Origin of the sequence: Neorhizobium galegae (genome assembly GCF_017877135.1) — a bacterium.
GTDB classification, from domain to species: Bacteria; Pseudomonadota; Alphaproteobacteria; order Rhizobiales; family Rhizobiaceae; genus Neorhizobium; species Neorhizobium galegae_A.
Genome location: NZ_JAGIPH010000005.1, coordinates 268,264 through 279,923, shown reverse-complemented (window position 1 = coordinate 279,923; position 11,660 = coordinate 268,264). Strand labels below are relative to the sequence as shown.

Genomic DNA, 11,660 nt, shown 5'->3' with positions numbered 1-11,660 from the left:
ACCGCTGGAGACCGTTAAAAATGCCGCAGGCCCCGGAACAGCGCTCCGCCATGGACCAACTCCTCGAAACGCTGGATCTTGAACGGCTGGAGGAGAACCTGTTTCGGGGAGAAAGCCCGCAGATCGGCTGGCAGCGGGTGTTCGGCGGGCAGGTGATCGCCCAGGCGCTGATGGCGGCGCAGCGCACGCTGCCGATGGACAGGTTCGTCCACTCCTTGCACGGCTATTTCCTGTTGCCCGGCGACCCTAAGTTGCCGATCGTCTACCAGGTGGAGCGTCTGCGCGACGGCGCAAGTTTTACCACGCGCCGCGTCACCGGCATCCAGCACGGTCGCGCCATTTTCGCGATGTCCGTCTCGGCGCAGATCGAAGAGCCCGGCTACGATCACCAGGCGGCCATGCCGGCCATCAAGCAGCCTGAAGATCTGATGTCGGAGGAGGAGTTTCAGTCCGTGTTTCTGGCCAAGGCGCCGGAGATGGTGAAGCGCTATTGGGGGCGCAAGCGCCCGGTGGAGATCCGTCCCGTGTCGCTTGTCCATTACGTGTCGAACGAGAAGCTGAAGCCCGAGCAGCATATGTGGGTGCGCGCCACCGGCCCGGTGCCCGACGACCGGCATTATCGCGCCGCCATTCTTGCCTATCTTTCCGACATGACGCTCCTCGATACCTCGCTTTACGCCCATGGCAAGACGATCTTCGATCCGTCCATCCAGGCGGCAAGCCTCGACCATGCCATGTGGTTTCACCGCCCCTTCGCGCTCGACGACTGGCTGCTCTACAGCCAGGATAGTCCCAGCGCTTCAGGTGCCCGCGGAATGACCCGCGGCGGGCTTTACACCCGTTGCGGTACGCTTGTGGCCTCGGTTGCGCAGGAAGGTCTGATTCGCAAACGGGCAAGTGATTAAATTTTATGCAATTTGAATAATTTGCTGTGTAAATGAGCGCCTATTTGGCGTTCAAATGCATCCCTTCTATGAAATTTTTAAATTTACTATAAAATTCAATGGGTTAATTTGTGGCGAGAATCTGGCACGGCGATTGAATGTAGAGGTTCAGTCGCTGCTCACAGATCCGTCAGCGGCCTGGAGAACCGGCTCCGCGCCGAGATAACAAAGGATGGGAAACCACATGAAAATCGTGATGGCCATTATCAAGCCATTCAAGCTGGACGAGGTGCGTGAAGCCCTCACGGCTGTCGGCATTCAGGGCCTGACCGTGACCGAGGTCAAGGGTTACGGGCGCCAGAAGGGGCACACCGAAATCTATCGTGGCACGGAATATGCTGTCAGCTTCCTGCCCAAACTGAAGATCGAAATCGCGGTTGCCTCCGAACTGGTCGAAAAGGCCGTCGAAGCCATCGCGTCGTCCGCAAAGACCGGTCAGATCGGCGACGGCAAGATCTTCGTTTATTCCATCGAGCAGGCCGTGCGCATCCGTACCGGCGAAACCAACACTGAAGCGCTCTAAGACGGCTGATCAGGGGAGTCATCTGCAATGTCATTTTCCAAACTCAATTCCATCCCAGCGCGCCTTGCGGCAGCGTCGTTTGCGCTGTTTGCGCCGGCGATCGCTTTTGCGCAGGATGCTGCTGCGCCTGCCATGACCGTCGATAAGGGCGACACAAGCTGGATGCTGGTTTCGTCCATCCTCGTCCTCCTGATGATCGTGCCGGGTCTGGCCCTGTTCTACGGCGGCCTGGTGCGCACCAAGAACATGCTGTCGGTTCTCATGCAGGTCATGATGATCGCGGCTGTGGCGATGCTGCTCTGGGTGGCGTACGGCTATTCGCTGGCCTTTACGGACGGCGGCGCGATCAACAGCTTCGTCGGTGGCTTCTCCAAGATGTTCCTGGCCGGCGTCAGCACGACGAGCCTGGCGGAAACCTTCACCAAGGGCGTTGCCATTCCTGAACTGGCCTTCGTCTGCTTCCAGATGACCTTCGCCGCCATCACGCCGGCGCTGATCGTCGGTGCATTTGCCGAGCGTATCAAGTTCTCCGCCGTCATCCTCTTCACCATCCTGTGGTTGACCTTCGTTTACTTCCCGATGGCGCACATGGTCTGGTTCTGGGGCGGCCCCAGCTCCTACACCAGCCCGTCCGGCCTGATCTATGGTTTTGGCGCGCTTGATTTTGCAGGCGGCACCGTTGTTCACATCAATGCCGGTATTGCTGGTCTCGTCGGCGCCATCCTCGTCGGTAAGCGCACGGGCTACGGCAAGGACATGATGGCTCCGCATTCCATGACGCTTACCATGGTTGGCGCTTCGCTGCTGTGGGTTGGCTGGTTCGGCTTCAACGCCGGTTCCAACCTGGAATCCAACGCCTATGCAGCGCTTGCCATGATCAACACCTTCGTTGCGACGGCTGCTGCCATCGTGTCCTGGTCGATCATCGAGAGCTTCACCCGCGGCAAGGCCTCGATGCTGGGCGCTGCCTCCGGTGCCGTTGCCGGCCTCGTCGTCATCACGCCTGCTGCCGGTTTCGTCGGCCCGATCGGCGCCATCGTCATGGGTCTCGTCGTTTCGCCGATCTGCTACTTCTTCGTTTCGACGGTGAAGAACAAGTTCGGTTATGACGACACGGCAGACGTGTTCGGCGTCCATGGCGTCGGCGGCATCATCGGTGCCATCCTGACGGGCGTCTTCGTCAACCCGGCTCTGGGCGGTGCAGGCGTTGTGGATTACTCCACGGCCGACTTCGCAGCCTCTTATGCCGGCACGGCCACGCAGGTTCTGGCGCAGCTGAAGGGCGTTGTCGTCACGGTCCTGTGGTCGGGTATCGGCTCGCTCATCCTCTACAAGGTGGTGGATGTTATTGTCGGCCTGCGCGCAACCGTCGAAGCCGAACGCGAAGGTCTCGATCTGGCCTCGCATGGCGAAGCGGCTTACCACTCCTAAGGTAAGCGTTACGCACTTTAGCGAATCAACATATAGAAAGCCCGGAATTTCCCGGGCTTTTTAGTTTGTGATAATAGTGTTAATTCTAATTCTTTTTTTGTAACAGAATAGTAATTTATTTTAACTTGAAGTATAATCCTTGCTAGTGTACTGAGCCGATGGGAGGCTATATTTCTGCGGTGTCAGTTTAAGTTGGAGAGCGCGTTGACTACAACTATTCAGTTGATGCACGCAAGGAGTGGCCTGCCACGCACCGGTTTTTATGGGTTCAGCTGGGCCAGCTTGGTCCTCGGGGGCTTGCCTGCCATTGTCAGAGGCGATGTCGTGAACGGGGTTGGCATTTGCGCTCTGGGCGGTACTGTTGCCTTGCTGGCGGCTCTTGCCCTTGGGCCTTTTGGCCTGCCGCTCGGGTGGCTCGCGGTGGGTGCCGTTTGGGGCAGCCTCTACAACCGGATCTATACCGCAAGGCTGTTGTCCCGCGGATACCGGCTGGCCGATACGGACGAACGCAATGCGCAAGCTCAGCGTGCTCTTGGCCTGGACGTGAGCGCCACCGCTCCCCGCGCAGGCTAAATGCTGGCATATCCCGAGCGTCAGATGCGGTGGATTACTCGCATCGTTCGGAGCGTTAGTCACCTTATAACCAACACATCACGTTGTCCGGCTTCCTGTTCACCGAGGTGATCACCGGGATCGAGACGCTTTTCTCCTCCATCTGCATGCTGGCAGCCGACGGGTCCACGGCACGGATCGGACGGGCCGCTGGTTTCAGCGCAATCCCGTTTGCTTGGTTAAAGCCGCGTTAACCAAGCTTGTCTAATCTATCGGCTCAATGGAACGTGTGCTGCCTGCCATGGCTGTGCGCGCTTGTCCTTGCGTCAACGGGAAGTTCGGGCTGAATGACTATGGGCAGAAGCACTTCGGCAGCGATGGCGCCAAACTCCACTCGCCACGCCCTCGCAGCCTTTGTCCTGCGACAGGTGCTGGCATTGTCCGGCTTCGCGCTGTTTTTTGCGCTGGCACTGGCCGTGGCAGCGCTTGCCACATGGAATGTTGCCGATCCAAGCCTATCCTACGCGACGGACATGCCGCCGAAAAATCTGCTCGGTTTTCCCGGCGCCGTCTTTGCAGATCTGATGCTGCAATTCCTCGGCCTTGCCAGCGTGCTTGCGCTTTTGCCGGTGCTTGCCTGGGCGCTTGCCCTGATCTCCGGACGCTCGATCCGGCGCATTCCGGCGCGCCTCGGTGCCTGGCTGGCCGGCATGGTTCTGGCTTCAGCCTCGCTCGGCTGTTTTCCGGCACCCGAAACCTGGCCGATCCCCAACGGTATTGGCGGCGTCATCGGCGATATGATCCTGCGGTTTCCGGCGCTTTTTGTCGGCGCCTATCCGACCGGCATCGCCGCCACCATCCTCGGATGTGTCTTTGCCATTCCTGCGGTCGGCTTCCTGTTGTTTTCCGCCGGCCTCATCGGGCGTCAGGAGCTTGACGAGGAGGATGAGGAAGAGGTCCCTGCCGCCCCGCGTCGCAAGGCCGCGGATGTCGATGACGAGGATGACGAAGGTGGCTTTGCCGGCTTTCTCGCCTTTGGCGCCCTTGCGCATACCTGGTACATCACCCAGGCGCGCCTGCGCCGCCTGCTGCATATCAAGCCTCCCGCCCGCCAGGGTGCGTCACGCTTTGACGAGCCTTATGATTTCAACGAGGACGAATTCGGCAAGCTGAACGAGCCCGTGCGCGCCAAGCCCACGGCCGGCGGCCGCCTCGAACCTTCGCTCGAAAGCCCGATGTCGGACCTCATGGCGGCGCGCCGCCGCATTTCGCCGCCGCCCCTGTCGGTCGAAGACGATGAAGATGAGGACGAGGATGACGACATGGTCCGTCCCGCCGGCATCCTGCCGGATGATGACGAAGAGCCGATGTTCAATTCCGCCCGTAAACCCTCCCATCCGACAAGCGCGCGGGTCAGCGGTCGCGTCGTGCCGGCCGCGGCACCACCACGCCCCGGCGCCCGCGTGGCGCGCGAGGCGCAATCCTCTTTCATCGACGATGGCGGCTTCCAGCTGCCATCCGTGCATCTTCTGACCGAGGCGCGCCATGCAGTGCGCGACAGCACGTTGTCTGCCGATGCGCTGGAGCAGAATGCCCGCATGTTGGAAGGCGTGTTGGAGGATTTTGGCGTAAAGGGCGAGATCATCCATGTGCGCCCCGGCCCGGTCGTCACGCTCTATGAACTGGAGCCTGCGCCGGGCATCAAGTCGTCGCGCGTCATCGGTCTGGCCGATGATATCGCCCGTTCGATGAGCGCCATTGCCGCGCGCGTTGCCGTCGTTCCCGGCCGCAATGCCATCGGCATCGAACTGCCCAACCAGACGCGCGAAACCGTTTTCCTGCGCGAAATGATCGGCAGCACCGATTTCGAGAGCAGCAAGGCAAAACTTGCCATGGCGCTCGGCAAGACCATCGGCGGCGAGCCTGTCATTGCCGATCTTGCAAAAATGCCGCATCTGCTGGTCGCTGGCACCACCGGCTCGGGCAAGTCGGTTGCCATCAACACGATGATCCTGTCGCTGCTTTACCGGTTGTCGCCGGAAAAATGCCGTCTGATCATGATCGATCCGAAAATGCTGGAACTTTCCGTCTATGACGGCATTCCGCATCTCCTGTCCCCGGTCGTCACGGACCCCAAGAAGGCTGTCGTGGCGCTGAAGTGGACCGTGCGCGAGATGGAGGAACGCTACAAGAAGATGTCGAAGATCGGCGTTCGCAACATTGATGGTTTCAACAGCCGTGTCGAGCAGGCCATCGCCAAGGGCGAGGTGCTGACGCGCACGGTGCAGACGGGCTTTGACCGCCAGACGGGCGAAGCCATGTATGAAACCGAGGAATTCGATCTGAAGCCCATCCCCTATATCGTCGTCATCATCGACGAAATGGCTGACCTGATGATGGTCGCGGGTAAGGATATCGAAGGGGCGGTGCAGCGCCTGGCGCAGATGGCGCGTGCGGCCGGCATCCATGTCATCATGGCGACGCAGCGCCCCTCCGTCGATGTCATTACCGGCACGATCAAGGCGAATTTCCCAACCCGCATATCCTTCCAGGTCACCTCGAAGATCGATAGCCGCACGATTCTGGGCGAGCAGGGGGCTGAACAGCTGCTTGGCATGGGCGATATGCTCTACATGGCCGGTGGCGGCCGCATCCAGCGCGTCCACGGTCCCTTCGTGTCCGACACCGAGGTGGAAGAAATCGTCGCTTACCTGAAGACGCAAGGCGCACCGCAATATCTCGATGCCATCACCGCCGATGATGACGAGGATGGCGATGGTGGCGGTCCGGCCGGCACCGGCAATCTGTCGGATTCGGACGACCCTTACGATCAGGCGGTGGCAATCGTTCTGAGGGACGGCAAAGCCTCGACATCCTATATCCAGCGCCGGCTCGGCATCGGCTATAACCGTGCCGCCTCGCTCATCGAGCGCATGGAGCAGGAGGGGCTGATCGGTCCCGCCAACCATGCCGGCAAACGCGAAATCCTTGTGCCGACAGAGGCCGATATCATCGAGCGGTGAAGCGAAGGCCACGAAGCCGCCGCGTTTTCCCGCCATTACAGGCCCGAAGGAGATTTGAACCCATGACGACCCGTATCACCGCTTCCGCCGCCCTCAGCCGCCGCCACATGATGCTGGGCCTTGGCGCGCTGGCAGCCGGTGGCCTGGCGGGCGTGCCGGCCCTTGCGCAGGGCTCGGCCCCGTCCGATGCCGCCCAGAAGATTGCCGATCACTTTTCCTCCGTAAAGACGATGATGGGCGAGTTTGCGCAGTTCGGCCCGCGTGGCGAACAGACCGGCGGAAAATTCTTCATCGAGCGTCCGGGCAAGCTTCGCTTCAATTTCGAGGATCCCTCGCCGATCCGTGTCATCGCCGATGGCAACAATGTCGTTGTCGGCAATCTGAAACTGAAGACCTGGGATCTTTATCCGCTGTCGAAGACGCCGCTCAGCCTGCTTCTCGCCGACCGCATCGACCTGTCGAACCAGATGGTGCGCAACGTCAAGGAAGAGTCGGACCTCACCACCATTGTTCTGGGCAACAAGACGGTGTTCGGAGACAGCACGATCACCATGATGTTCGACCCGAAAACCTATGATCTGCGCCAGTGGACGATCACCGACCTGCAGAACAAGGACACGTCGGTGATGATCTACAACGTGCAGAACGGCGTGCGCTTCGACGACAAGGTTTTCACCATCCCCTATAACGAAGTGCACAAGCTGTAAGGCCGGCTTTCGGCGCACGGCCCTTGCCCATCCGGTGCAAAAAGTCCAAAACCTCGGCGCAGCCACGTCGAGGTTTTTTCATGCGCTTTTCCATCACCACCTGGAACATCAATTCGGTGCGCCTGCGCCTGCCCATCGTCGAACAGTTCCTCGTGCGCGAAAAGCCCGACATTCTGTGCCTGCAGGAGATCAAGTGCCGCGCGGAAGAATTCCCGCTCGAGCCGCTGCAGGCCATGGGATACGAGCATATCGTTCTGCATGGCCAGAAGGGCTATCATGGCGTGGCCATCATCTCCAAGGTGCCGCTCTCGGAGGATCACCGGCAGGATTACTGCAAGGTGGGCGATGCCCGCCACATATCGGCGATCTTCGAGCGTGGCGGTCGCCGCATCCGCCTGCATAATTTCTATGTGCCGGCCGGCGGCGACGAGCCGGACCGCGCCATCAATCCGAAATTCGGCCACAAGCTGGATTTCGTCGAAGAGATGAAAGCGCTGAAGGCGGACATGCCGGGCGTCTCCTCCATTCTCGTGGGAGACCTCAATATTGCACCGCTCGAGCATGATGTCTGGTCGCACAAGCAGATGCTGAAGATCGTCAGCCACACGCCGGTGGAGACCGAAGGGCTGACTGAAGTGATGGCAAAGGGCGGCTGGCTGGACCTGATGCGCCAGCACGTTCCAGCTTCTGAGAAGCTCTACACCTGGTGGAGTTACCGCGCCAAAGACTGGGAAGCCGCCAACAAGGGCCGCCGCCTCGACCACATCTGGTCATCGCCGGAGCTTGGCCCGCTGCTCGAAAACATCGAGGTGCTGAAGGAAGCCCGCGGCTGGAACCGCCCGTCGGACCATGTCCCGGTGACGGCGACGTTTCGGATGTGAATTGCACCACCCTGCTCATTGCCGGTCGTGATTGCTCTAGAAAGATTAATTATGGCAGATGTTCTTCTTGGCGTGCTAAAAAAATTCGATACATATTCCGGCTCTATAAGCGCAGTAATTGCAATACTGACGCTTGTAGTGTCATTTGCGTTGTGGTGGTTCCGTCGTAACAGGCCACTGGCAGAGACTCCACTTGGGACAGGAGGGCATGGAGGCTCCGCTTCAACTGGGTCAGGGGGATTTGCAGTCGGTGGGAATGGAGGGCAAGGCGGTGTTCTTGGAAGCGGCGGGAATGGTGGAAATGCCTCAGTAGAGGGCGATGGTGTGGCCATCGGTGGTTCCGGCGGTGATGCCGGAGTTCCTTGGCGTCCCGCATTAGGTGCGGCGTCCGTATTAGAACAGAAGCACCATCGTCAACAGGTCTTTTCGTTCCCTGAAGGTCGAGACATTTTTGGGTTTTGGGCAGTGGGAGCAGGTGGCCACGGTGGACATCTAGGCACGGTGGTTCACGTAAATGGATACTATTATCCATTGATACCGCTTATGCAGTTTGTTCGCTTTTGGTCTCCAAACTCTATTACATTGGCTGACGCGACAAGGCCAAAGGATTCTCAATGCTTTTGGGAGGAGGTTAGAAGAGTTGACGAAGCAACTGCAACTGCTGCTGAACAACATGTAAGGTACTGCTTGGATGTTTCTTCCCCAAACCGAATTCCTCCTCCAGATCCATATCAGCGAAGTCAAAAGCAATAAACGAGCTACCTCAGTTCCTCACGCAAACCGCCCCTGCATCGCCGCAGCCGCCTTTGCCATGCCGACCAGGTTGTCCCTGATCCGCTGCTCCAGAATGCGGGCCACGGCCGGATATTCCTCCAGCAGGCGGTGAAAGAGGGTGCGGGGAATGCGCAGCACTTCGCCATCTTCGGCGGCAATAGCGGTAAACTTGCGCTCCACCATCGTCACCAGCGCCAGTTCCGACAGCAGGGTGCCGGGGCCGGCGGATCGGGCAAGATCGGCAATGCCGTCCCGGCCGAGCGTGTAGAGGTCGAGCCGGCCGCGCGCCACCACATAGGCGCATTCGGCCGGCGATTGTTCGCGAAACAGTTCCTGCCCTTTCGCGACGCTGCGGCGTTCCGCCCCGAAGGCAACCAGACGCAGCTGGTCGTCGTCGAGCCCCTGGAACAGGGGAACCTGCGCAAGCAGGCGAATGTCGTCGCTCAGGGCCATGGGGCAGGTCCGAAGGTGTCAGGGAACGATCTTGTAGCCACCGTTTTCGGTGACCAGAATTTCGGCGTTTGAGGGATCGCGCTCAATCTTCTGGCGAAGACGGTAGACATGGGTTTCCAGCGTATGGGTCGTCACGCCGGAATTATAGCCCCAGACCTCTTCCAGCAGCACGTCGCGCGTCACCACTTTCTGGCCGGCGCGGTAGAGGTAGCGGATGATCGCCGCTTCCTTTTCGGTCAGCCGGATTTTCTTGCCGTCATCGGTGGTGAGCAGCTTCTGGCTCGGCTTGAAGATATAGGGGCCGACGGTGAACGTCGCGTCCTCGCTCTGCTCGTACTGGCGAAGCTGCGCGCGGATGCGGGCAAGCAGCACGGCGAAACGGAAGGGCTTGGTAATATAATCATTGGCGCCGGCTTCCAGGCCCAAGATCGTGTCGCTGTCGGTGTCATGCCCGGTCAGCATGATGATCGGCGCCTTGAAGCCACCCTTGCGCAAGAGTTTCACCGCCTCGCGCCCGTCCATGTCCGGCAGGCCGACATCCATGATCAAGAGGTCGATCTGTCGGGATTTTGCCGTCGCCATCGCTTTGGTAGCGTTGCTTTCCTGCAGAAGGGAAAATTCCTCATAGAGGGAAAGCTGCTCGACCAGCGTCTCGCGCAGATCATCATCATCATCCACCAGCAGTACGGTGCGGGCTGCCATGCCGTCTTTGCCTTTCCTTTGCCCGTCGCGCATCGGCGGCGAGGCTCTTCGATCTAAGGTGCATTGTGCTATGAATTCAAATGAAATCATATCCAGAGCAACACTGTGTGAGACAAATGGGTGGGAAAAGCGCCGGCGGCAAGAGAAAGATGATCACGGTTCGCGCCGCACCATCAAATCCCACTCGCGCTTTCGTGAGTTTTGACGGGGTGACGGTGCCGGCCGCCATCGGCCGCTCCGGGCGAACGGCGTTCAAGCGCGAAGGCGATGGCGCAACGCCGATTGCCGCCATGAAGCTGCTTTACGGCTTCGTGCGAGGCGAGCGTGTGGGCGCGCTGCCGACCGGCCTGTCTCTTATCCGCATCAAAGATGACATGCTGTGGTGCGATGCGCCGACCCATGCCGCCTATAACCGGCCGGTGCGCGCACCGTTCAAGGCAAGCCACGAGCGGATGCAGCGCAAGGACGGGCTCTACGACATTTGCCTCGTCCTCGACTGGAACATCACCTCGCGTCGCCGTCATCGCGGCTCGGCGATTTTCTTCCATCTCATCCGGCCCGGTTACCAGCCGACGGAGGGCTGTATCGCCATCAGCCCGACGGCCATGCGCCGGCTTATCCGGTTCATGCGGCCCGGCATGGTGGTGCGCGTCATCTGATCGTGTCGCGGGTTTGTCGTGCCGCCGCAACAGGCGGCGCGGTCTGATGCTGACGATCGAAGCTTCGCGACGCGAAACCCTTTCATCGAGTCTCAGCGGCCGATGGCAATGGCGCCCGCGGCAACGATCAGGCAGGCGACGATGCGCTTGAGGGTGAGCGTCTCGCCGAGAAACAGCCAGCCGATCAGCATGGCAAAGACAACGCTTGTCTCGCGGATCGCGGTAATCGGGCCGGCGGGGCCGAGCGAATAGGCGACGATGATGACGCCATAGGCTAGAAGCACGAAGATGCCGGCTCCCAGCGCCTTCCAGCTTTCCTTCTGCCGGATATCGATCCGCAGCCGTCCGCGCATCGCTGTATAGGCGATGATCAGAAGCACGCCATAGGTAAACAGCACCCAGGCGGCATAGGCGCGCGGATCGGACACATAGCGCACGCCGGTGGAATCCACCGTCGCATAACTTGCAATGATGAGGCCGGTCAGCAGCGCCCAGAGGATGGAGGAGGTGGGCGCCCGCTGCCGCCCGAGCGACAGGCTCATGATGCCGATGGCAACCAGTGCAACGCCGACCAGCTGGCTTGCACCCACCGTCTGCCCCGTGAGCAGGAAGCCGCCGAGTGTGACCAGCAGCGGCACGGAGCCGCGCACCACCGGATAGACCTGCCCAAGATCGCCCAGCCGATAGGCAAAGACAAGGAAGATGCTATAGGCCACCTGCAAGAGCGACGAGCCGAGGATATAGGCAAAGCCGGTCGCCGTCGGCAGCGGCAGCCAGAGCATGACCGGCAGCGCAAAGACGATGCCCGTGACACCCATCACGGTGATCGACCAGAGCCGGTCATTTCCCGAACGCAGGAAGGCATTCCAGCTGGCATGGAGAATGGCGGCCGAAAGGGCAAGCGCGATGACGGCGGGGTTCAAGCTCTCATCACCTCAAGGGGTGCGGCAGGGCGCGGGGGAAGATGGCGGGTCGGAAATCAGGTTCGAGGTTTGAACCTAACCGGCAGGA

10 protein-coding genes are annotated in these 11,660 nt (G+C 60.2%); 7 read left to right on the top strand and 3 right to left on the bottom strand.

Annotation, left to right across the window (positions count from 1 at the left end; all coding sequences use genetic code 11):
* The first annotated feature begins 20 nt into the window (after nt 1-20).
* The 6 genes from tesB (at nt 21) to J2858_RS16525 (ending at nt 8,061) form a co-directional block, all read left to right on the top strand.
* Nucleotides 21-905, top strand: a complete 885-nt coding sequence (gene tesB / locus J2858_RS16550; protein WP_245366358.1) for an acyl-CoA thioesterase II — start codon at nt 21-23, stop codon at nt 903-905.
* A 211-nt stretch (nt 906-1,116) separates the two neighbouring features.
* Entirely contained in the window at nt 1,117-1,467 is a 351-nt protein-coding gene (locus J2858_RS16545; protein WP_210105925.1) for a P-II family nitrogen regulator, read from the top strand.
* A 27-nt stretch (nt 1,468-1,494) separates the two neighbouring features.
* Nucleotides 1,495-2,898: an ammonium transporter gene (locus J2858_RS16540; RefSeq protein WP_210105924.1), complete on the top strand. Its 1,404-nt coding sequence runs from the start codon at nt 1,495-1,497 to the stop codon at nt 2,896-2,898.
* Between the two features lie 905 nt (nt 2,899-3,803).
* Nucleotides 3,804-6,473 carry an FtsK/SpoIIIE family DNA translocase gene (locus J2858_RS16535; protein ID WP_210106051.1) on the top strand — a complete coding sequence of 890 codons (2,670 nt, stop codon included), beginning with the start codon at nt 3,804-3,806 and terminating at the stop codon, nt 6,471-6,473.
* Between the two features lie 62 nt (nt 6,474-6,535).
* Entirely contained in the window at nt 6,536-7,180 is a 645-nt protein-coding gene (locus tag J2858_RS16530; protein ID WP_210105923.1) for an outer membrane lipoprotein carrier protein LolA, read from the top strand.
* 80 nt (nt 7,181-7,260) lie between these two features.
* A complete protein-coding gene (locus J2858_RS16525) occupies nt 7,261-8,061 on the top strand; it encodes an exodeoxyribonuclease III (RefSeq protein ID WP_210105922.1) in 801 nt (266 codons plus the stop codon).
* A 771-nt stretch (nt 8,062-8,832) separates the two neighbouring features.
* On the opposite strand, the gene J2858_RS16520 is transcribed toward J2858_RS16525, so the two are convergent.
* On the bottom strand, nt 8,833-9,288 hold the full coding sequence (locus J2858_RS16520; RefSeq protein ID WP_210105921.1) for a cyclic nucleotide-binding domain-containing protein: 456 nt from the start codon (nt 9,286-9,288) through the stop codon (nt 8,833-8,835).
* Between the two features lie 18 nt (nt 9,289-9,306).
* Nucleotides 9,307-9,990: a response regulator transcription factor gene (locus J2858_RS16515; protein ID WP_210105920.1), complete on the bottom strand. Its 684-nt coding sequence runs from the start codon at nt 9,988-9,990 to the stop codon at nt 9,307-9,309.
* A 116-nt stretch (nt 9,991-10,106) separates the two neighbouring features.
* Between J2858_RS16515 and J2858_RS16510 the strand changes: the two genes are divergently transcribed.
* Nucleotides 10,107-10,649, top strand: coding sequence for a L,D-transpeptidase family protein (locus J2858_RS16510; protein ID WP_210105919.1), 543 nt, complete (start codon nt 10,107-10,109; stop codon nt 10,647-10,649).
* A 92-nt stretch (nt 10,650-10,741) separates the two neighbouring features.
* Here J2858_RS16510 and J2858_RS16505 read toward each other — a convergent pair whose 3' ends face one another.
* Nucleotides 10,742-11,572, bottom strand: a complete 831-nt coding sequence (locus tag J2858_RS16505; protein WP_210105918.1) for a DMT family transporter — start codon at nt 11,570-11,572, stop codon at nt 10,742-10,744.
* Nucleotides 11,573-11,660: the final 88 nt, after the last annotated feature.